The sequence below is a fragment of the Azoarcus sp. DN11 genome (assembly GCF_003628555.1).
GTDB lineage: Bacteria > Pseudomonadota > Gammaproteobacteria > Burkholderiales > Rhodocyclaceae > Aromatoleum.
In genome coordinates this window covers 4,746,083-4,768,170 of sequence record NZ_CP021731.1, presented here as the reverse complement: position 1 = coordinate 4,768,170, position 22,088 = coordinate 4,746,083, and the positions used below count along the sequence as shown (strand labels likewise).

The window sequence follows — 22,088 nt, the reverse complement described above, 5'->3', positions numbered from 1 at the left end:
CACCTGGCCCAGCCATGCTGTCGTCCATCTGATGAACCGCACATTCCCGAGGAGGCTTCAGCATGCGCGTGTTCCTGTGCGAGAAGCCTTCGCAAGGCAAGGACATCGCCCGTGTGCTGGGGGCTGGCCAGCGTGGTTCCGGCTGCTACAGCGGCGCGGGTGTCGTGGTGACCTGGTGCATCGGTCATCTGGTCGAAGCGGTTCCGCCCGAGGGCTATGACGAGCGCTACAAGCGCTGGACTCTCGAGCAACTGCCCATCCTTCCCGAGCGCTGGCGTGTCGAGCCCAAGGCTGCGACCGCCACGCAGTTCAAGATCGTCACGCAGCTCGTCGGTCAAGCCAGCGAGCTGGTGATCGCCACCGACGCCGACCGCGAAGGCGAGATGATTGCCCGCGAGATCATCGAGTTGTGCGGCTACCGCGGGCCGATCCAGCGGCTGTGGCTGTCAGCGCTCAACGATGCGTCGATCCGCAAGGCACTGGGCGCGCTGAAGCCGTCGGCCGAGACGCTGCCGCTGTACTACTCGGCCCTGGCCCGTTCGCGTGCCGACTGGCTGATCGGCATGAACCTGAGCCGGCTGTTCACCCTGCTGGGACGGCAGGCTGGCTACACCGGTGTGCTGTCGGTGGGCCGGGTGCAGACGCCAACACTGAAGCTGGTGGTGGATCGCGACCGCGAGATTGCGAGCTTCGTCTCGGTGCCGTTCTGGGCGATCGACATCACGCTGTCCCATGCCGGCCAATCCTTCATCGCAAGTTGGACGCCGTCGCAGGGGTGTATGGACAATGCTGGCCGTTGCTTGCAACAGCCGGTCGCCCAGCAGGCCGCAGACCGCATGCGCGCCGCCGGCAGCGCCCAGGTGGTGTCGGTCGAGACGGAGCGCGTGCGCGAAGGTCCGCCGCTGCCGTTCGACCTGGGCACGCTGCAGGAGGTGTGTTCCAAGCAGTTGGGCCTGGAAGTGCAGGAAACCCTGGACATCGCCCAGGCGCTGTACGAGACGCACAAGGCGACGACCTATCCACGCTCGGATTCCGGCTACCTGCCCGAGAGCATGCTGGCCGAGGTGCCGACCGTTCTCGACAGCCTGGTCAAGACCGATCCCGGCCTGCGCCCCTTGATCGACCGCCTGGACCCGGCTCAGCGCTCGCGCGCCTGGAACGACAGCAAGGTCACGGCGCACCACGGCATCATCCCGACGCTGGAACCGGCCAACCTCTCGGCGATGAACGACAAGGAACTGGCCGTCTACCGACTGATCCGCGCGCATTACCTGGCGCAGTTCCTGCCCCACCACGAGTTCGACCGGACGGTGGCGCAGTTCGCGTGCGGCGGGCAGTCGCTGCATGCCGTGGGCAAGCAGATCGCTGTGGCCGGGTGGCGCCAGGTACTGTCGGCGCAGGAGGAAGGCGATGCGGATGGCGACGACGCCCAGCGCAGCCAGGTGCTACCGGCACTGCAAGCAGGATTGTCCTGCCAGGTCGGCCATGTCGATCTGAAGGCGCTGAAGACCTTGCCGCCCAAGCCCTACACGCAGGGCGAACTGGTCAAGGCCATGAAGGGCGTCGCCAGGCTCGTCACCGACCCGCGCCAGAAGCAGAAGCTCAAGGACACGACAGGCATCGGCACCGAAGCCACGCGCGCCAACATCATCAGCGGCCTGCTTGGGCGCGACTATCTGCTGAAGAAGGGCCGTGCCATCCGTGCCTCGGATGCCGCCTTCACTTTGATCGACACCGTGCCGGCCGCCATTGCCGATCCGGGCACGACGGCGGTCTGGGAGCAGGCGTTGGACATGATCGAGGCCGGCCAGATGACGCTGGATACCTTCATCGCCAAGCAATCCGCCTGGATGGCCCAGCTCGTGCAGCAGTACCGCGGTGTGACGCTCGCCATCAAGCTGCCACCATCTCCGTCCTGCCCCCAGTGCGGCGCGCAGATGCGCCAGCGCACGGGCAAGAGCGGTGCCTTCTGGTCGTGCAACCGCTACCCGGACTGCAAGGGAACGCTGCCGGTCGACACTTCGACTGGCAAGCGCGAAGCGCCGCGCAAGCAGCGGGCTTCCCGCAAGGCATCCTGACGCCGACGAATCCCCTCGCCACGCCGACCGTTCCGAACGGCGGGGCCGACTTCCCGCACCCCGCGGGATTCCCCAGCACACGCCTCCTTCTGCAACGGTGTGCGCGTCTCTCTGCCCCGCGACGGGTCAGCGAGACGAGAAGGCGGTTCCTCTGCGAATCGCGTCTGCCGCGACTCCGTTGATCGAGATGCTTCCGTCGATGACGAGCGGTCTCCTGACGTCTGGCTGACCTGTGCTGTGGCGAGCCGTCAGGAGACCCCTCGGGTCGACGGTATTCGGTGCCGGTGCCCGCCGGTGGAACAACGGGCTCCCTTTGTGCGCGGATGTGTGCCGAAGGATGTCGACCCCAGCCACGACACGGGTCGGGTGCGATTGCTGACGCAGCGAGCGGCTTTGACGACGGCCGGGACTGCCACAGCCCACAGGTGGTTTCTCTCTTCTCCGGCTGAAGGCTCAAGGGCCTTCGGCCTGTTGGTCTTTATTTGATCCTGATCGGTGTCGCGCTGCCTCAAAGCGGCCCTTGTGCAATGCGCATTCCCCAAAGACGCCAGCGATGCGTCGCGTCCATCCTGCGGTCATGCGCTGCTGACGGTCGTCAGCACCATACCCTGGCAGCTCCGATCTTCAAGGCTGCAACGCGATTCGCCGCGTGGATCGAACCAGTCCGCTTCGCATCGCCCACCGCGGATGAGCTTATTCCCGACGCCGATGCTTCTTCCTTCAACCCCTCGGGAGGTATCCGCTCCCGTCTTGGGGGTAGGGCTCCCGGTCTTTCAACCAGGAGAGCCCCATGTCTCTTGCATTCACATCGACGCCACTGATTGCTGCACAGGCCCGTGCCGAAGCCATTGGCTATCTGGCCCTGGCCACACGGGCAAGCGCCTGCCTCTGCAGGTGCGCCACAGCGCCGCCGGCCACTACATCGGCACCGCCGACGAAGACGGCCCGGTGTCCCGAGAGTCCGTCGAGTACTTCCGCTCGCAGTACGCCGCCGAGCACGCCCTGGCAACAGGCCGCTGGCAGCAACGCCTCCACCCCTGACTTCCACTCACCAGGAGCCATTTCATGAACCGGTCTTTGCCCCAAGACGTACTTGATCAGATCGCCGCGGAAGAACGGCATTTCGCCGAGGCACCGCAGGCATTTTTCGAAGCATGGAAACGCGGTGCGGAAATTGCCGGTGCCGAATGGTTCGGCGACGGCACGCCCGAAGGCCTGCAGCGCGCCACAAGCAAGTGGGATCTGCGCCCCAAGGTGCTGATGCTCAACGACGCCCTTGACGTCCTCAGCGGCGGCCAGCGCATGTTCCTGTCCGCAATGGTGAGCTTCTACAACGCCCGCGAGGGTGGCGCGATGCTCAAGCGTTGCGGATTCGAGGGGCTTTCCGATCTGGGAGGTCTCGATCTGGAGCGCCGCCAAATCATTGCCGATCTGGTGCTGAACTACAGCGGTTGGTGAGCCCGTTCACCGCCCTGGTCGTCTCTTCCGTCGGACGCATGCCGCGTCTATCCGCCTTACCCTCAAGGGACATACCTCCCTTGCGGGCGGGAGTCCCTTGGTTGCCACAAGGAAGTCTCCCATGGACACCCAATCCATCTGCGCACAAATGCCGTTGCTCGTTCGCGGCCACGTACCTTCCAACGTGCGCACCTTCAAGTTCAACATCTTCGACGGCCAGCCCAAGGTTTCGACACTGGGCTTCCACATCGATCCCAAGCCGTTCGAGGGCAAGGTCATCGCCACCACCGATGAGGCCGTCATCGTCAAGACGGGGCGGGGCGAGTTCGCGGTGCTCGACCGGGCGCTCGTGACCGAGGTGCCTGACGAAGGCACCAAGGTGCACGTCGAACCCTACGCCCGACGCCGCTTCGACGGGCAGCGCGCGGATACGCCCGCGGAACGCATCGAGTTCACCGCCGACGGCCAGCCCTACACGGTGAAGACGCTCGTGCTCGGTTCCGCGCCGGCGAAGCTGCCTATCCCCGAGCCCCGTTGCCCCGAGCTAGCTGATCCAGCAGATGGAGCAGTTTCCCGCTCCCGACGGCTTCCGGCGCATCACCCACCTGCTGGTGGATGCCGGCGCGCGGGACTTCACCTGGGTCGACCCGCTGCCCGAGGACATCATCGCGACGCCGCCGGCCATTGGCTTCACGGTGGCCACGGCGAAGTTCCAGGGACGCGTCACCGTGCTGTACGAGCGCGGGCTCGATCTGTACGCGCTGGAACTGCACCGCGACGGCGAGCTCGTCGAACGGGTCGATGAGGTGTTCTTCGATGCTCTCGGCGAGACCCTGGAACGGTTGATCGACGACGGGAACTGGCGGCGCATCCGCGTGCAATGCCTGTCCGGCCACAAGTCCGTTCAGCACTGACCGCCATACGGCCTCCCGCCCTCTCGACGGGGGGCCCTTCATTCCTTTCCCCGGAGGTCCCATCCATGTCTGTTCGATTCAAAGGTACCGAGCTGCGGCCCGTGCTCCTCGAAGCGGTGGTCAACCAATGTCGCGTCGTTCTGGTCAAGGATCAGGGCGTGTATTTCCTCGCCGAGCGTGGCGAGCGCAGGCCCGATGGGTGCCAGAAGCTCATCGCCTACGCTGTCGGCTGCAATCCGGATGTCAATGCGTTCGATGACTGGTGGGAACTGGCGCGCGCCGAGTTTGGCGGCGACGATTTCGGCGAGTTCTTCGATCCGCACGACGGTGTCTTTGCGCTCATCCTGCACAACGCGAACGACCTCGACGTGTCCGCCACCCCGACACACCTGTCGCTGCAGGCCGTGGCCTCAACGCCGAACGGCAACTGACGGTCCCACATTCCCAGCCCCCGCTCCGGGGGCGTTTCATCGCCAGAGGTTGAATGAGCGCGCCCTGAGTGACGAAGCTGTCATTCGGTAGCGGCGGCCGGTGCCTCAGCTTGCTGCTCGAATTTGGCTGCCTTCGCTTCGGCCGCTGGCGCCGCGGCACGGGCCTTCCTCTTCCCCATCTTCTGCGCAGCGATTTCCAACCCATCCAGCGAGCCACCCTGCGCTAACCATGCGTCCACCCACTGCGGCCGACGGCCACGGCCCGACCATGCCAAATCCTTATTGTTCGGGTGCCGGTACTTCGCCGGCAGCGGCTCCTTGGGGGCAATTGGCGCTTTCGCGGTGACGCTCTTGGCCTTTGACTCTGCCGGCGCGGCGCTGCTGACGACGTCGGTCAGGGAAAGGCCGTGTTCCTTTGCCATCTTCGTGAGGCGTTTCAGCAAGTCGCTCTTAGTCGACGTTTGGCGCTTGTCGATTTCCTTGGCGATCTTCGTGCGGAGCTGCTGAAGCTGAGGGAGTGTGTACTGGCTGAGATCCATGACGACGTGAATTCTCCGGGGGCAAAGAGGATAACGACGCGTCGCGGCGACCGTGCCGCTCGCTGTCACGTCCGATTGTACGCCGGACCGCAATTGCGATTGCGCGCCTTTCGGGGTGGGATGGCTCGAATAAATCGTCGGCAGCCTTTCAGCCCGAAGCAACAGGAACGACCGCTTCGAGCCGAGTCCAGCCCAGAAAAAACATGTCGCCATCCTCCGTGTCATGGACGCTTGATGACGGAAGTTCCACCAATGCGGACATTGACGAATCGCGATATCCGCTCGCGTAGATGCCGTGTTGGTGCCACGCTTCTCACCATGTTTCGCTGACTCCCGTCAGCAACATGCCCAGGTAGCCACGATCCTCAGGGCTACGGCGCGGTTCCGACCGCGCTGATCATCCCAGTTCGCACCGGCATCCACGCGCGAACGCCCATCGGTTTCCGATGGTGATGCCACCAAGCTGTTCCATCAACCCACGCGGGGGTTTCCACACCTTCCCCGCCTGGGTCGGGTGTGTCTCCGCCTCTTTGTCCTTCAGGAGATCCGCCATGACCACTTCCACCGAAAAGTCCTACTTCGATCTGCACATCACCGGCCTCGGGTATCTGAATCGCATCCGCGAAGTGAAGCCCAAGAAAGGCGATGCGTTCCTGGCCTGCGACATCGCGGCCCTGAACGGTCCCAGCGATGACGTCTCGTACGTGCGTTTCGACACGCGCGTATCGGGTTCGGAAGCGCAGCACCTGGTGCGCCGCTGCATCCAGGCGGTCGACGCCGAGAAGAAGGTGATGATCGGCTTCCGTCTGGGCGACCTGTGGACCGACACCTTCACCTACTCCAAGGGGAAGCGTGCCGGCGAGCAGGGGGTGAGCCTCAAGGCCCGCCTGCTGTTCGTCAGTTGGATCAAAGTCGACGGCAAGCTCGCCTACAAGGCCGAGTCCAAGCCGACCGAGACCGACGAGTGCACTCCGGAAGTCCCTGTGACGACCGACGTGCCCGCCGCACAGCAAGCCCCAGCAGCGGAGCCTTCCAAGCCGGCCGCGGATGCTGCTGACGACGACTCTGCCGATGCTTCTGCATTGGCCGTTGCCGAGTCGTTCTGATCCACAAGGCCCCTTACCGGGGTCTTGTCTTCTCATCGTCAGCAGGAGACCTTCATGATCACCATCCCCGGCCAACTGGCCATCAAGACTATCCACGGTCGCAACGGCGATTTCAACGTCGGCCGCCTCGCGACCTCCATCGGCGAGTTCGTCGTGAAGAACGCCGAGCTCGACCAGTACACCGAAGGCAAGTACGAGGGCGATTTCGTCATCGCTGAGATTCGCCCCTCTACGTACAGCGCCAACGGCCGCATGGTCATTGAAATTCGCGCCCTCCTGGGCGGGATGACGTTGTCCAACATCGACGCCTTGAGCCGCGACGAAGCCCGCCGGCTGAGTCCGCAGGAGGTCGATCCGATCGACGAGGAAACGCAGGCGCCCGCACCGGACTCGATGAAGGCCACTGCCAAGTCGAAGTCGCGTTCCTCGCGCGACCCCCTGGTCGACACCACGCCGTTCGGCAGCGAGCCGGCCGCAGCGGCATCCGAGGTTTCGGCCGACGATGCTGCACTGTTCGGCTCGCTCTGGCCGCTGGGCGATGTAGTCAAACTCGACGCCACCGTCGATCGCCGCATCCTGCGTCAGCAGTGCGACCGTCTCGGTGTGTTGGGCTACGCGTTCGCTCCGTTGTCCCAGGACTGGCATCTCGTCAAGGCCTGATTCCCACCGCCGCGTCAGCGGCGTTCCACCAACCGCCGGGGTTCCTCCCCGGTGGGCGGGGCCCCGGTCTCTTATTCAAGGAGATCGTCATGCAACTCGCATCCCGTTTCGCTTGTTGTTCCCCGGTGCTGCGGTCGAATCAGCCACTGTCGGATGACCAGATTCGCACCGTCGCGCCCTCCATCTTCGCGGACACCCCGCACGAAAGCCGCTCCGAGCGGTACAGCTACATCTCCACGGCGGCTGTGCTGGCTGAACTGCGCAAGGAAGGCTTCCAGCCTTTCATGGTGTGCCAGACTCGCGTGCGCCAGGAGGACCACCGCGACTATACCAAGCACATGCTGCGCCTTCGCCATGCGAGCCAGATCAACGGCACCGAGGCGAACGAGATCATCCTGCTCAACTCGCACGATGGCACCAGCAGCTACCAGATGCTGGCCGGAATGTTCCGCTTCGTCTGCCAGAACGGCCTGGTGTGCGGCGACACGTTCGCCGACGTCCGTGTGCCTCACAAGGGCAACGTCACCGACGATGTGATCGAGGGCGCCTACGAGGTACTGCATGGCTTCGAGCAGATGCAGGACTCGCGCGACGCCATGCGTGCCATCACGCTCGACGATGGCGAGGCCGAGGTCTTCGCGAGATCGGCCCTGGTCCTCAAGTACGACGAACCTGGCAAGACCCTGCCGATCACGGAAAGCCAGATCCTGCGTCCCCGTCGCTTCGACGACAACCATGCGGACCTGTGGTCGACGTTCAACCGGGTCCAGGAGAACCTCGTCAAAGGCGGCCTGACTGGCCGCAGCGCCAATGGGCGCCAGCAGCGCACCCGGCCTGTCCAGGGCATCGACCAGAACGTCCGGCTCAACCGGGCGCTCTGGCTGCTCGCGGAAGGCTTGCGTCAATTGAAAGCCTGATCTTCAAGCGGACCATGCCCTGATGGGTGTGGCCCGCTCTCTTCCATGTGTGCTGACCTACAAGGTGAGATCAGAATTCAAGACGACCCGTGACGGCCGTTGCCGTAGTGTTCATCCTGCACGCATTGGTTTTGTTATGATATTTGCACTTAGGGCATATAAGGTAGCCTTACGTTGGAACATGGGGGGGACGAGATGTTCGACGAGAAGTGCGTATATTTTTGGCCGGTCGGCACGGGTGACAGCACGACGTTCGTGGTGCGTCCGAACGAGGTCGTGTTCCAGGTTGACCTCCGACACAGTCAGAAGTCGGAAGACGAGGAGACGGACTGCGCTCCGGTCATCGACTACCTTGAGGAACATCTGCCGAAGGTGGATGGAAAGCCCTACCTCTCGGCGTTCGCCATCACGCATCCTGACAAGGACCACATTCAAGGCTTCGAAGAACTGCTGGAGCGGGTGACGGTCGGCGAGCTGTGGTTTTCCCCGCGCATCTTCCGTGAACACGACGACGACCCCGACAGCCTCGGCGACGATGCGAAGGCGTTCCGCGACGAAGCGCACCGGCGCGTAACCGCCACGGTTGAGGCGGGTGGCGACCCTGGCGCTGGAAACCGGGTGCGTCTCGTCGGCTGGGACGATCTGCTCGATGAAGAACACTACCAGGGATTTCCGTCCGAGTTCTTTAGCGTGCCTGGCGACGTCGTGGAATCGCTCGATGGCGAAGACCTGACCGGCGAATTCCGCGCGTTCATCCACGGCCCCTTCAAGCAAGGCTCGGACGAGGATGTTGGGGACCGGAACGACACGAGCTTGGCTATGCAGGTCGTGCTCGGAGATGACCCTTCAGTGGGAGGGGTGCTGCTCTTCGGCGACCACAAATACCCCGTCATCCGGAAGATCTTGGATGTCACCAAGGAGCACGGGAAGGAGGAGAATCTGCGGTGGCAGGTGCTGCTCGCGCCTCACCATTGCAGCAAGTCCGTGATGTACCAGGACGAGGACGGCAAGGAGCTCCTTAAACAGGACATCCTCGACGACCTAGGGGCATATCAGGTCAGCGCGGGTTACGTCGTGGCCAGCGCGAATTGCATTCCCGCGTCGAACAAGGACGGGGACAACCCGCCTCATGCCAAAGCGAAGGCCCGTTATCAGGAGCTCGCGGCCGGCGGGTTCGTCTGCACGCACGACGATGGCGGGCATGCGGAACCGCTCAAGTTCACCGTGGACGGTTCAGACATCGACTACGCTGAGACGAAGAGCCAGGAAAAGGGAACGAGCGCCTTGTCGGCGGCGGTCAGCGCGGCCCGCGGAAGCGACGCGACGCCTTCGACCAAGGTAGGTTTTGGATGCCCGAACTGAGTCGAGGTCAGCAGCTCGCCCTTCTTCAACTCGCCGATATCGCCGACAACTCGAACGGTGCTCTGGAGGTTCTTGAATTAGCGGCCGAGTCGAAATCGGAGGGCTACGTCTGGGTCCACCTATCGCTCGAAACGAAGGACTACCGAACCAGAAACGGTCTCGCATTTCGAGACCGTGAGCGAATAAGCCTGCACGTTCATCCGGACTTCCCATTCAAGAAACCCGACATCTATTTCAAGCACACGCGGTTCATCGGAACGCCGCACGTTCAGTGGGGCAGTTCGATCTGCCTCTATCAATCGGGCGAGACGGAGTACGAGCCGTCCGATGGCATGTTCGGCTTCTTTGACCGGGTAGAGCAGTGGATGCGCGCGGCGGGAAAGGGCGAGCTGGACCCTGATGATGCGCCTCTGCATCCGCCCGTCGCCTACACCACGTCCTCGACCACGTTCGTCGTCAGAGCTGATACACCTGCCGGAATGGCGGACGACGGGATTTGGATCGGGCGTGCGGACTTGCGCAAAGTCAGGGGTGACCGCTTCGACCTCGTCGGGTGGACCAAGCTAGATGATTGGGGCGATACCGACCCTGGACATCCGATCGCTGCCGCCATCCTATTCGACAAGCCGCTCGCGACCGAATTTCCGACGAAGGTCAACGATCTCATCGAACTCGTCGAGAACGCGGGGCTGTCGTTCGGCTTGCTGTACTCCCTCCTGAGACTCTTCTCCCTGGTCGGCTCAGAGGAGGAGCCCGCATATTTCGTCCTTGGCGCTCCGATGCGGCGCAAGGCGGCCGGCGAGCCGCTTAAGCCGCACCTGACCGTTTGGGAAATTGGTCCGGACACGCTGAAGACGCTCCGCGCCATGGTGCGGAGCAAGGGGGAAGACGAAGCCGCGCGAGACGAGCTCGTCAAGTGGATGGTTAAGGCAGGCGTCAGGTGGTGCGACGTCCTCGAAGACCGGCCTGAGATCGTCAACCGGCGAGACGGCGGAACGCTGCTCGCTGCCCTCTCTGAGAAACGGGTCCTGCTCCTCGGTTGCGGAGCACTGGGGTCGGCGGTGGCCGAGATGGTTCTGCGCTCTGGCGCCGCCAAACTGCATCTCGTCGACTACGGCATAGTGAAGCCTGGAATCCTCGTCAGGCAGCGCTATGCGGACAGCGACATCGGCTCGGAAAAGGCCACCGCGCTGCAAGCGCATTTGCAGGCCATTGGCCTTGAATGCTTGGTCACTGTGGGCAAGGGTAACCTCGCCAATCAGGCGCTGTCCCGTTTCGACTTCAAGGAATGGGACTTGGTCATAGACGCCACGGCGTCAGCGAGCGCAACCCATCGCATCGAAGAGGAATTGAAGGCACAGAGCCTTCCGATTCCAATGCTGTCGATGTCGGTCAGTGCTGCGGCCGAAAACGGATCGGTGCTGGTGAAGATGCCTCAGTACCGTGGGGGTCCGCATCACATTGCGCGACAGGCCAAATTAGAGGCGTTAGCAAAGGATGCTGGCCATTCACTGGCGAAGGCGTTCTGGCCAGAGCGCGAGACGGTAACGGTGTTTCAGCCGGAGCCAGGCTGCTCGGCGCCGACGTTCATCGGCTCGGCGGCCGACATTGACCACCACGCAGCGGGCCTCTTGAACATCGGTCTGTCTCGCATCGAAAGCCTTGCGCCCGATGCGGCAAGTCTGGACCTCGTCGCCGCATCGTGGTTGCGGGCGGACGATAGTAAGCGGCGCCTGAGCTACACGTTCAAGGGCTACGCTCGTCATAGCGAGCAGAGGCACGGCTACGCTGTGCTGCGCTCGGATGTTGCCGCGCTCGATATGGCGTCAGAATTGAGGCGCATCGCACGCACGCGTTCCGACAGGGTCGAAACTGGCGGCCTCATCTTCGGTGAAGTTGACGACGCTCATCAGGTAATCTGGGTCGATAGTGTCAGCGGGCCGCCGCCGGATAGTACCGCGACTGAAATGCAGTTTCTGTGCGGGACTGCCGGCACGAAGGAACTGAACGCGTTCAAATCGGTGGCGAGTGGGAAGTCGAGCCGCTTCATCGGCATCTGGCATACGCACCCCATCAGTCGCGGCCGGCCGAGCCAAGACGACCTCAATGCGATGCTGGAGCTGCTCCACTTCCAGGAGTTTCCGCCGCGCCAGGTGGTCATGCTCATCGTAGGGTACGCCGCAACGAGGCGCGAAGAAAACTACTACCTCTACCGGCGCAACGAATTCGTCTTCATTGCGCGGCACGAGGAAGAGGATGGAGGGCAACAATGAGCTCCTCGAGAATCGGCTTGGCCCTCTCGGGTGGCGGATCTCGGGCCATCGCCTTTCACCTGGGTTGCCTGCGTGCGCTTCACGACCGCGGAATTCTCGACAAGGTCGCTGTGCTTTCGGGGGTCTCGGGCGGCAGTGTCATCGCGGCGCTCTATGCCTACAGCGATGAACCATTCGAAGCTTTTGCGCGTCGAGTCGAGGCGGCGCTCTCGCGCGGCATGGTGTGGGGAATTGCCCGCGAGACGCTCTTGTCGTTCGAACTGCCTAAGATTGTGGTCGCCACGATCCTCGCCGGCCCGGCTGCCGTTCTGGCGCGGACTCTCCAGCTCACGGGATGGTTGCTGAGCCTCGTAAAGCTACGGCCTAAGTGGCTAGTAACGATCGCCGAGCAGATCCTCGACTTTGCCCCACGGTTTGCGAGCTTCACGACGGCTTTCGAGCGCCACCTCGTTCGTTGCTACTTCGGCGACCGGCGCATGGATGCTGTCGGGCGCCGAGAGCTCTCGGTTGTCATCAATGCGGCCGAGCTCCGTACCGAGACGGCATTCCGCTATGGCTCCGTTGAGAGCGGATGTTGGCGGTTCGGCAGGCTGACCGATACCCCGCACGTCGCCACCGCGGTTGCCGCTTCCGCGGCATTCCCTGCATTCCTGCCCGCGCTCGATCACTACCTGACATTCACCAAGAACGGTGTCGAAACGAAGCATCGCGTCATCGTCACGGACGGGGGTGTTTACGACAATCTTGGTGTGTCCTGCATGCTACCTGGGCGCTCAAGCGAGTTCAGTACCAATGTGTTCCCGGTGGACTTCATCATTGCGTGTGATGCCGGCCAGGGGATGCCGTCTGGGGCGAGGCGGCCGACATTCTGGATGTCGCGGATGCTGGCGACGGTCATCACTATCCACCGGCGGACGCAGACGCTGACACAGAGTCTCCTCCACCGGATGGCGGCCAGCGGGGAGATTCAGGGGTTTCTCATGCCGTATCTCGGCCAGCGGGATAGCGCGCTGCCGGTCCGGCCTGCCGACCTGGTCAGTCGTGATCAGGTTATCGACTACCCGACGAATTTCAACCCAATGTCGAAGGGGAACATCGAAAAGCTCAGCAAGCGGGGCGAGCAGCTGACTCGCTGCCTTGTGGATACCTATGCGCCCGAACTTTGAGTGACGATGAGGGGGGCGCGGATCCGCGGGCCGGGAGGGCGAGCACGAACCCGAGGTCCGAAATGCGTGGACGCTGACCCTTGTCCAAGTGTCCCCGGCGGTCGCCAACTCGAACCAGAATGTTGTAAGTGCTGGCTACGACGGTCCCATTCCGATAACGCTCTGAGAGTCTCGGCGCTGACCAATCTTCTCTGCTGCTTTGGAGGCGGTGCGGTGTCTAGCTAGCGAGGACTCTGGCCCTGCTGAGCTACGCAAATAAGGAGAACCGGTACTCCCAAATGTCTGGAAGCAGCTCAGACTCGAAACGTCCGCATAGTGGTCGGACTCTGCTTTTATCCCTTCATACTCGTCGCATCTCGAACCCCACAGTCTGGAGTTAGGATTAGTCGGCAGGTCCCCCCACAGTAGGAACTACTCGGGCAAACAGGGGTGTGCAGCACAACGGTTTTTTGCGCCCGCCCGTCGGTCACCTGAAGCACTCTACTGCTATGTCCGTCGGCGATGCCGACAACATGCCGAGGTAGCCAAGACCTTCAAGGTTACGACGCGTTGCGACGCGCAGGTCGTTCTTCTTCGCCAAGCCGTTCCCGGCGCTTTCTTCCACCCCTTGGGGCAGCGACTGCCCCAAGGGCCGTGCTGTCTCCGATCTCTTCGAGGACAACACCATGCCTGCCACCCATTCTTCCAAGACGCTGTATCGCATCGACGAATGCCCCGACCTCATGGCCGACGGCTGCGTGGGTGACGAACACGGCAACCTAGTCTTCCTGTCCGTCTGGGCGCGCGACACCGCCGTCCAGGAGTTCCTGGCTCGCTTGACCCTCGGGCGCGACGAGCAGGGGCTGGACCAGTTCCACGTCGTCACCGAGCAGGGCGGCGCGCTTCCGGTCTTCGTCGGCAACGTCGACAACCTGGAGAAGCGCATCACCCGCGCTTACCGCCGTACGCTGTTCGGTGCGCTGACGAACGTGTGGCTGTTCGACCATCGCGCCGTGAGGCCTGACAAGGCCAACGCCAGCGCGCTGGCGCTTCTGCCGCGCGAGTCCGCACACCGGCTCGACCGGCTGTGGTCGTTGGTGCGGGATACCTGCCCGCTGCCGCTGCTCGATCACTGGCGCGACATCGTGCTGGAGTTGCTGCAGGCGCGGTCGATGCTGACCCGCCTTCCGCTCGCCCTCGGGCCACTGGAAGGCCATCGCCTCGCCATTGACGTACCGGCGCTGACCCTGGCGCTGGGCGGGCTGATCCGTAGCAACGTGCTCACCACAGAGGACTCCGGGTACCCGATCACCTCTGACCTATCGCTCGAAGCGGTGGCCTGAGGTCTTCGCACCGGACATGCCCACGCGCATGTCCGCTTCCCTTCATCGACATGCCAAGGAGATTCCCATGGCACTCATGTTCCCGCGGCTCGCCCGCAATTTCGTGAAGAACGGGTACTTCCCCACCGATGAACCCACACTCGAAAGAGCGCTCGCCGCACTGGCTCCCGCCGACGGCCCGATGTGCATCCTCGATCCCTGCGCCGGCGAAGGCGTGGCGATCGCCGAAGCCGCGCACGCCCTCGGGCGCGAGCAGGTCAAGGCCTTCGCCGTCGAGTACGACGCCGGGCGTGCGGCCCACGCACGCGGACTCGTCGATCGCTGTATCCACGGCGACCTAATGGACACGCTGATCTCACGCCAGACCTTTGGCCTGCTGTGGCTGAACCCGCCCTATGGCGACCTGAGTAAGGACGCCAACGGCAACATCGGCTACCAGGGCCAGGGCCGCGCCAGGCTGGAGAAACTGTTCTACCAGCGCGCGCTGCCGCTGCTGCAGTACGGCGGCGTGCTGATCTTCATCGTGCCGTCCTACGTGCTCGACGCCGAGCTGGTCGGATGGCTGATGCGCCACTTCGCCGACCTGCGCATCTACCGTGCGGTGGAGACGCAGTTCAAGCAGGTGGTGGTCTTCGGCCGCCGGGTTCGCCAGCGCGACCAGGCATCGGATTCGGTCAAAGCCGTGCGCGGCCTGCTGCTGCAGATCGGGCAGGGCGACGTCGAAGCCGAGGAGCTGCCGCGGGAATGGCCGTTCCTGCCCTACATGCTCCCCGCCAGCCCGGCCGAACCGGAGCACTTCTATCGCGTGACGATGGAACCCGAGCAGTTCGCCGACGAAGTCGACCGGCTGCAAGGACTCTGGCCGGCGCTCGATACGCACCTGGGTGCCGCACAGCAATCGCTGCGGCCACCGGCGCGGGCTTTGTCACACTGGCATCTCGCCCTGGCCTTGGCCGCGGGCGCGATCTCCGGCGTGGTGAGGTCCAGAACCGGGCGGGTGCTCGTCGTCAAAGGTGATACCCACAAGGAGAAAACTCTCCAGACGGAATACACCGAACGCGACGACGGCTCCGTGGCCGAGACGCGCATCCTCACCGACAAGTTCGTGCCGGTCATCCGCGCCTGGGACATGACGCCAGGCTCCCCGACGCGGGGCGAGGTGCTGACCATCCGCTGATCGTTGTTCCCTGACGGTTCGCCGTCGCTTTCATCCACCCACCGGGCTCATGTCGCCCCGATGGGGTGTCGTGGCCCCTTCTTCCAGAAGGAGATACCACCATGGCACTCGCAGTCCTCAACCTCACGTCACAAACACGTTTCTCGCCCGGTCAGGTTGTCATGACCATCGGCGTCGATGAACTGGTCCGGCAGGGCCGGCTCAACCCCGTGCCGTACCTGCGCCGCCATCTTCATGGCGACTGGGGCGACCTGAGCGACGACGATCGGCGGCTGAACGACGCCGCCCTGAAGTCCGGCGACGATCGTCTGTTCTCGTCCTACCAGGTCACGCCCGACCTGAAGCTCTGGATCATCACCGAATGGGATCGCAGCGTCACCACGCTGCTGTTGCCCAGCGAGTACTGATCCACCTCGACGGCCTTGCGCCGTTCCTTTCTTCCCACCCTGGGGCATGTCATCGCCCCGTGGGGGAGGTGCCTGCCCCTTCACCTTGGAGCATCACCATGTCCGTCGATCTTGAAACCGTTCCCGAAACCGCTGCACAGGGCGACCTGCTCGAAGCAGCGGCTTCTCCCCTCACGCTGAGCCTGCAGGACTTCGTTTCCGAGTTCGGCGACGAACTGCTGGATTCCCTCAACCGCGCCAATCCGCCGGTCTACACCGGCCAGCCACGGGCGCATCGGCAGATCGTTCTCGCAAGCCTCAAGCGCAAGCTGTTCCAGGCGCAGGCCGACGTGGTCCATGCGGTTTCCGAACTGTTGGTCGACCGCGGCGAACGTGCCGCGATCGTCAACGGCGAGATGGGATGCGGCAAGACGACCGTCGGCATCGCCACGGCTGCTGTGCTCAACGCCGAAGGCTACCGCCGTACCCTGGTGCTCTCGCCACCCCACCTGGTCTACAAGTGGCGGCGCGAAATCCAGGAGACGGTGGCCGGTGCCAAGGTCTGGGTGCTCAACGGCCCGGACACCCTGCTCAAGCTCATCAAGCTGCGCGAGCAGTTGGGTGTGCCGGCATGGGGTCAGGAGTTTTTCGTCCTGGGCCGCGTGCGGATGCGGATGGGGTTCCACTGGAAACCCGTCTTCACCCGGCATCGCACCCGCCACGGCGACGTGGCGGCGTGCCCGGACTGCGGCCATGTCATCACCGACCTCGACGGCGAGCCGGTCAACCCGGTCGAGCTGGAAGCCGAGGAGTACCGCAGGAAGTGCAGCCACTGCGCCGCACCGCTGTGGACGCTGATCCGCCCGAGGAGCCTGTCCGCCGGTGACCAGTCCTCCGCCGTGCTCAAGGCCCTGAAGCGCATCCCGACCATTGGGGAAGTCACCGCGCAGAAGCTGATGCAGAAGTTCGGTGACGCCTTCCTGGCCTCGATGCTGGGCGACAACATCCACGAGTTCATCAACCTGATGGACGACCGGGGTGAGCTGGTCTTCTCGGATCGTCAGGCGCACCGCATGGAGCGCGCGATGGCGAACATGGAGTTTGGCTTCGGCGAGGGCGGCTACCAGCCGTCCGAGTACATCAAACGCTACCTGCCGCAAGGCACGTTCGACCTGCTCATCGCCGACGAGGCGCACGAGTACAAGAACGGCGGAAGCGCCCAGGGCCAGGCCATGGGCGTGCTCGCGGCAAAGTCGCGCAAGACCTTGCTACTCACCGGCACGCTGATGGGCGGCTACGGCGACGACCTGTTCCACCTGCTGTTCCGAGCCCTGCCGGGGCGGATAATCGAAGACGGCTACCGGCCGACGAAGAGCGGCAGCATGACCTCGGCTGCGATGGCATTTATGCGCGATCACGGTGTCCTCAAGGACATCTATTCCGAGAGCACGGGTACGGCGCACAAGACGGCCAAGGGCACCAAGGTATCGGTGCGCACGGTCAAGGCGCCGGGCTTCGGTCCGAAGGGCGTGCTGCGTTGCGTCCTGCCGTTCACCGTCTTCCTCAAGCTCAAGGACATCGGTGGCAACGTGTTGCCGCCCTACGACGAGGAGTTCCGCGAAGTCGCGATGGATACGGCGCAGGCCGCAGCCTACCGCGATCTGGCGGGTCGCCTGACCCAGGAGCTGAAGCAGGCCCTGGCCAAACGCGACACGACACTGCTCGGCGTGGTCCTCAACGTGCTGCTGGCCTGGCCGGATTGCTGCTTCCGGTCGGAAACCGTGGTGCATCCGCGCACGCGCCACACCCTGGCCTTCGTCCCGGCTCAGTTCAACGAGCTGGAGGTGATGCCCAAGGAGCGCGAGCTGATCGAGATCTGCAAGCAGGAGAAGGCAGCGGGTCGCAAGACCCTCGTCTATTCCGTCTACACGGGCACACGCGATACCACGTCGCGCCTGAAGGTGCTGCTGGAGCAGGAAGGTTTCAAGGTGGCGGTGCTGCGCGCAAGCGTGGATGCCTCCCGCCGCGAGGACTGGATCGCCGAGCAGTTGGACCGCGGCATCGACGTGCTCATCACCAATCCCGAGCTGGTCAAAACCGGCCTGGACCTGTTGGAGTTCCCGACCATCGTGTTCATGCAGTCGGGCTACAACGTGTATTCGCTGCAGCAGGCCGCGCGGCGCTCATGGCGCATCGGCCAGAAGCAGCCGGTGCGCGTGATCTACCTCGGCTACGCCAACTCCTCGCAGATGACCTGCCTGGGGCTGATGGCCAAGAAGATCATGGTCTCGCAAAGCACCTCGGGCGACGTGCCCGAGTCGGGCTTGGATGTCCTCAACCAGGACGGTGACTCCGTCGAAGTCGCGCTCGCCAGGCAACTGGTTGCGGCGTGATTTTCTGACACGTGCCGGCGGCCCAGTGGGTCGCCGTATTTTTCTCCCGTGCCCCATCGTAAAGATGGAGCCATGGCCAATCGCCCCCACGTGTTCCGGGGTCGGTCCCAAGCACGGTATTTTGCTCGAGCGTGAAGTTGCTGTTTCGATTGATATAATCGGCGGATGACGAAATCAGAACTCATCGACCGTCTCGCACAGCGCTTCCCGCAGTTTGTCGCACGGGATGCGGAAGAGGCGGTGAAGGTGATCTTCGGCGCCATGACCGATGCGCTCACCCATGGCGGCCGAATCGAGATTCGCGGCTTCGGCAGCTTTTCGCTGAACTACCGGCCGCCACGCGTAGGCCGCAACCCGAAGTCCGGCGAGACGGTGCATGTCCCCGGGAAATACGTGCCGCATTTCAAGTCGGGCAAGGAGTTGCGGGACCGAGTGGATGTTGCCCCCGTGCCGGCAGCCGTCCGCAAGAAAGCCGCCTGAACGGGACTGCCGGCATCGGTAGCGCAACGGGCCGACGACGCGGTACATTGCGACTGCCCGAGTGTGCGGAGCAAGAAAGCTCAGGTATCCCCCTCAGGTATCCCCAAAACGCCCCGAGCGCACGCGTACCCGAACGTGGCCCTTCGGTTTTCCACAAAAACTGTGGATAACCCTCTCGATAACTCGATCACCACCCGGCGTTCAGGCATCTGGACGCTGTGACGCTTTATTGACCAGCGGGCAGACCGTTCCCCCAGGAATCGGCAAGGCGGCGATTCCCATTGTTTGCTGATGCAGCATCCCAGGATGGCGATGGTATCGGCTCCACATCGCAGAGAGCCGATCCATGCCATCAGCCCGCCCGTATTGCCGGACAGCCTGCGGTTGCCTGGCGCTGACCGCCTCCCTGGTGGCCGGCTGCGCGACGACCGCGCCGTCTTCCCCGCCAGCCGCTTCATCCCGGGCAGTCGAACCTGCAAGCTCACCGCCGCAATACATCCCAGTGGTCCGCTACGGCCGCTACACCCTGGTCGAACTCAAGCCGACGGAGGCCCAGCGGGATCTGCTGCTGCAGGTGATCGACGTGACCCTGCCCGACACCCTGCACGCGACGGTCGGCGACGCGCTGCGCCACGTGCTGCAACGCTCGGGCTTCCAACTCTGCAGCGGCCCCGAAACCGATGCCATCGATGCCCTTCCGCTGCCGGCGGCGCACTACCGGCTCGGGCCGATGGTGTTGCGCGATGCCCTGCTGACCCTCACCGGTCCGGCCTGGAACCTGCACGCCGACGAGGCTGCGCGCGTGGTGTGTTTCACGCCGGTCGCAATGCCTGCCGAGCCGGTCAGGCCACTACCTTCTCCCGCTGGAGATGCCGACACCCCGGCCGAGACATTCCCGCTTAGCGAGGAGGCGCAGCCATGACAAGGATACCGTACACCGAACGGTCGCGTCGCACCACCCTGCTGCACGTGGCCGCGGCCACCTGGCTGCTACTCATCAGCGTCGCAGTCGTGATCGACCACGTCGTCCTGTCGACACTGACCGAAGAGGCCGAAGAGGCCGAAGACCGCGTGCCTGGCATGCAGATCGCCGTATTGGAAGCGCGACTGGCCGAACTCGCCCGGGAACTCGAGCAGCACCGCAAAGGGCCGGCTGCACTGCCCTTGGTACGTTACGAATCCGAGCGCCTGGTGCTGGATCAACGGCTAGCAGCGCTCGAACAGGCACTCGACGATCTGCCAACCACCGATCTGCAGTCCTTGCAGACCCGCATCGAACGGGTGGAAGTACGCCTTGCCACCGTCCGGTCGGCACCGATGGCCGCTTCCCGTCCCCCCGTATTCGCGCCGGCAAAGCCCCGGCCCATTGAGCCCGCGTTCCGGGTGATCGGCGTCGAGTTGCGTGCGGGCGAACGCTTCCTGTCGATCCTGCCTGCTGATGCGGCTGCGCTCGCACCGGCCCGTCTGCTGCGAGCTGGTGAAACCGAGGCCGGCTGGCAGCTCGAAGTGATCGAGCACGGCATCGCCGTCTTCCGACACGGCGACGAGGTCCGCCGCCTGACCGTACCCGAGCGATAGGAGGGGCAAGTGAAGCAGTACGGGACCGTCACCCTCTTGACCGTCGCGCTTCTCACTGGCTCGACCCCGGTCGCGGTTGCCCAGCACACCGCCACGTCGGACACCGTCCCCGGCCGCGAGCGGCCGGTGGTGACCGTCCATAGTGACGAGCTGTTGGGCCGCGACTGGGGGCTGAGTGCCGAAGACTGGGCGCGCTACCGGGAGCTGATGCAGGGACCACTCGGCGTCTATTCCCCCAACCTCGACCCGCTCACGGCCCTGGGCATCGAGGCGCGCAGCGACGAGGAGCGCAACCGCTACGCGGAGCTGCAGGTGCAGGCCGAGTCGCGGCGCGTGAACAAGACGCTGGCCTACCAGCGGGCCTACGACGCGGCCTGGAAGCGACTCTATCCGGGCCAGTTGCGCGTCAACCTGCAGGGCGCACAGGTGCCCAGCGCCGGGAACAAGGGCTCGGGCCGCCTGGCCGTCTTCGTCAAGGCCGACTGCGCGCCGTGCGACCAGCGCGTGCGCCAGTTGCAGGCGGCGGGCACGGCCTTCGATATCTACATGGTCGGCAGCCGCCAGGACGATGCGCGCATTCGCCAGTGGGCGACCCTGGCCGGCATCGACCCGGCCCGGGTGCGCGCACGCACGATCACGCTCAACCACGATGCCGGGCGCTGGCTGTCCCTCGGCATGCCCGGCGAGTTGCCGGCCGTGGTGCGCGAGGTGAACGGCCAATGGCAGCGGCAGTAAGCCGGCCATCCGCGTTGCGCGCCGCGCTCTTGCTCGGCGCCTGCGTCTGGGCATCGGCTGCTTCCGCGCAGGAAGTGCCACCGCCGGCCTACCAGATCGCCGCGCAGCAAGCGGGCGTGCCGTCGCCAGTGCTGTACGCGGTGGCCTTGCAGGAGAGCGGCACCCGGCTGCGCGGCCGCCTGATTCCCTGGCCGTGGACGCTCAATGTCGCCGGCAGGCCCGAGCGCTACGCCACGCGGGCCCAGACCTGCGCCGGCCTGCGCAGGGCGCTCGCCCACACCCCGGCCAGCCGGATCGACGCCGGCCTCGGGCAGGTCAATCTCGGCTACCAGGCGCACCGCTACAGCCATCCCTGCGAGCTGCTCGACCCATACCGGAATCTCGCGATCGCCGCTGAAATCCTCAAGGAGCAGTACGTCGAGGGCGAGGACTGGCTGGCAGCCATCGGGCGCTACCACCGTCCTGCCGGCGGCGCACCGGCCGCCCGCTACCGCCGCAACGTCCACCAGCACCTCGTCCGCGTGCTGGGGCCGGGCACGACTCTTTTCACCACCAAAGCGACCACGCCATGAACCGCATGCTCGTCACCACTGCCCTGGGGCTGTTCACTGCTGCCACCGCCACGGCGCAATCGACTACCGAACGGCTGATCGTCGTCGAGGACCGCGGCGGCGCTTCTGCGCTGCCGTACTACCAAGCATTGAATCCGCAGGATGCGGGCCCGGACGAGTCGTCCGCGCCGCTGCCGGCACCCCGCATCGGCAGCCCGGCCGAAGTCGAGGCCGCCATGCTGCCGGTGCGCTCGGCACGGCTGTCGCCGGGCGATGAACCGCGCCGCGTCGTCCGCGCTCCGGGCCTGACGCCGCTGTTCCTGGTCGGCGACGACGACCGCTCGCGCACTTGGCTCAAGCAGCGGCGGACGGCGCTGCAGGAACTGGGCGCGGTGGGGCAGGTAGTCAATGTGACCTCGCCCGAGGCACTGGCCGCGCTGCGCCGCCTCGCGCCGGGCCTTACGCTGTCGCCAGCCTCGGGCGACGACTTGGCCCAGCGGCTGGGCATCCGTCACTACCCGGTGCTGATCACCTCCACCGGCATCGAACCCTGAAGTGGCTA

Annotated in this window: 21 protein-coding genes; 20 read left to right on the top strand and 1 reads right to left on the bottom strand. The window is 64.5% G+C overall.

Annotation, left to right across the window (positions count from 1 at the left end; genetic code table 11):
* Positions 1-62 precede the first annotated feature (62 nt).
* The 4 genes from CDA09_RS22190 (at position 63) to CDA09_RS22170 (ending at position 4,881) form a co-directional block, all read left to right on the top strand.
* A complete protein-coding gene (locus tag CDA09_RS22190; protein ID WP_050417980.1) occupies positions 63-2,078 on the top strand; it encodes a DNA topoisomerase III in 2,016 nt (671 codons plus the stop codon).
* Between the two features lie 1,065 nt (positions 2,079-3,143).
* Positions 3,144-3,536 carry a hypothetical protein gene (locus tag CDA09_RS22180; protein WP_050417978.1) on the top strand — a complete coding sequence of 131 codons (393 nt, stop codon included), beginning with the start codon at positions 3,144-3,146 and terminating at the stop codon, positions 3,534-3,536.
* A gap of 560 nt (positions 3,537-4,096) precedes the next feature.
* A complete protein-coding gene (locus CDA09_RS23865; RefSeq protein ID WP_444541840.1) occupies positions 4,097-4,450 on the top strand; it encodes a hypothetical protein in 354 nt (117 codons plus the stop codon).
* Positions 4,451-4,515: 65 nt separating this feature from the next.
* Entirely contained in the window at positions 4,516-4,881 is a 366-nt protein-coding gene (locus CDA09_RS22170; RefSeq protein WP_050417977.1) for a DUF3085 domain-containing protein, read from the top strand.
* 80 nt (positions 4,882-4,961) lie between these two features.
* Here CDA09_RS22170 and CDA09_RS22165 read toward each other — a convergent pair whose 3' ends face one another.
* A complete protein-coding gene (locus CDA09_RS22165; RefSeq protein ID WP_050417976.1) occupies positions 4,962-5,420 on the bottom strand; it encodes an H-NS histone family protein in 459 nt (152 codons plus the stop codon).
* Positions 5,421-5,971: 551 nt separating this feature from the next.
* Between CDA09_RS22165 and CDA09_RS22160 the strand changes: the two genes are divergently transcribed.
* The 16 genes from CDA09_RS22160 (at position 5,972) to CDA09_RS22085 (ending at position 22,080) form a co-directional block, all read left to right on the top strand.
* Entirely contained in the window at positions 5,972-6,526 is a 555-nt protein-coding gene (locus tag CDA09_RS22160; RefSeq protein ID WP_050417975.1) for an STY4534 family ICE replication protein, read from the top strand.
* Positions 6,527-6,580: 54 nt separating this feature from the next.
* Positions 6,581-7,186: a DUF3275 family protein gene (locus tag CDA09_RS22155; protein WP_050417974.1), complete on the top strand. Its 606-nt coding sequence runs from the start codon at positions 6,581-6,583 to the stop codon at positions 7,184-7,186.
* Between the two features lie 89 nt (positions 7,187-7,275).
* Complete coding sequence (locus tag CDA09_RS22150; protein ID WP_050417973.1) at positions 7,276-8,103, top strand: DUF932 domain-containing protein; 828 nt, start codon at positions 7,276-7,278, stop codon at positions 8,101-8,103.
* A gap of 195 nt (positions 8,104-8,298) precedes the next feature.
* Positions 8,299-9,465 carry an anti-phage 6A-MBL system MBL-fold protein gene (mblB, locus tag CDA09_RS22145; RefSeq protein WP_050417972.1) on the top strand — a complete coding sequence of 389 codons (1,167 nt, stop codon included), beginning with the start codon at positions 8,299-8,301 and terminating at the stop codon, positions 9,463-9,465.
* Positions 9,453-11,738, top strand: a complete 2,286-nt coding sequence (gene cap2-3, locus CDA09_RS22140) for an anti-phage 6A-MBL system cap2_3 protein (RefSeq protein ID WP_050417971.1) — start codon at positions 9,453-9,455, stop codon at positions 11,736-11,738. Before mblB ends, cap2-3 begins: the two co-directional genes overlap by 13 nt.
* Complete coding sequence (locus tag CDA09_RS22135; RefSeq protein WP_050417970.1) at positions 11,735-12,904, top strand: patatin-like phospholipase family protein; 1,170 nt, start codon at positions 11,735-11,737, stop codon at positions 12,902-12,904. Before cap2-3 ends, CDA09_RS22135 begins: the two co-directional genes overlap by 4 nt.
* Positions 12,905-13,569: 665 nt before the next feature.
* Positions 13,570-14,226 (top strand): hypothetical protein, encoded by a 657-nt coding sequence (locus CDA09_RS22130; RefSeq protein ID WP_050417968.1) that lies wholly within the window; start codon positions 13,570-13,572, stop codon positions 14,224-14,226.
* Positions 14,227-14,293: 67 nt separating this feature from the next.
* Complete coding sequence (locus tag CDA09_RS22125; protein ID WP_050417967.1) at positions 14,294-15,403, top strand: DUF6094 domain-containing protein; 1,110 nt, start codon at positions 14,294-14,296, stop codon at positions 15,401-15,403.
* A gap of 101 nt (positions 15,404-15,504) precedes the next feature.
* Entirely contained in the window at positions 15,505-15,810 is a 306-nt protein-coding gene (locus CDA09_RS22120) for a hypothetical protein (protein WP_050417966.1), read from the top strand.
* 98 nt (positions 15,811-15,908) lie between these two features.
* Complete coding sequence (locus CDA09_RS22115) at positions 15,909-18,182, top strand: helicase-related protein (RefSeq protein ID WP_050417965.1); 2,274 nt, start codon at positions 15,909-15,911, stop codon at positions 18,180-18,182.
* A gap of 165 nt (positions 18,183-18,347) precedes the next feature.
* Positions 18,348-18,662 (top strand): integration host factor subunit beta, encoded by a 315-nt coding sequence (locus tag CDA09_RS22110; RefSeq protein ID WP_050417964.1) that lies wholly within the window; start codon positions 18,348-18,350, stop codon positions 18,660-18,662.
* 502 nt (positions 18,663-19,164) lie between these two features.
* Positions 19,165-19,584, top strand: a complete 420-nt coding sequence (gene pilL2, locus CDA09_RS22105; RefSeq protein ID WP_444541841.1) for a PFGI-1 class ICE element type IV pilus protein PilL2 — start codon at positions 19,165-19,167, stop codon at positions 19,582-19,584.
* Positions 19,581-20,240: a hypothetical protein gene (locus CDA09_RS22100; protein ID WP_050417962.1), complete on the top strand. Its 660-nt coding sequence runs from the start codon at positions 19,581-19,583 to the stop codon at positions 20,238-20,240. The genes pilL2 and CDA09_RS22100 overlap by 4 nt, the downstream gene beginning before the upstream one ends.
* A gap of 9 nt (positions 20,241-20,249) precedes the next feature.
* Complete coding sequence (locus CDA09_RS22095) at positions 20,250-20,975, top strand: TIGR03759 family integrating conjugative element protein (protein ID WP_050417961.1); 726 nt, start codon at positions 20,250-20,252, stop codon at positions 20,973-20,975.
* On the top strand, positions 20,960-21,547 hold the full coding sequence (locus tag CDA09_RS22090) for a lysozyme family protein (protein ID WP_050417960.1): 588 nt from the start codon (positions 20,960-20,962) through the stop codon (positions 21,545-21,547). The genes CDA09_RS22095 and CDA09_RS22090 overlap by 16 nt, the downstream gene beginning before the upstream one ends.
* Complete coding sequence (locus CDA09_RS22085) at positions 21,544-22,080, top strand: integrating conjugative element protein (protein WP_050417959.1); 537 nt, start codon at positions 21,544-21,546, stop codon at positions 22,078-22,080. The genes CDA09_RS22090 and CDA09_RS22085 overlap by 4 nt, the downstream gene beginning before the upstream one ends.
* Positions 22,081-22,088 lie beyond the last annotated feature (8 nt).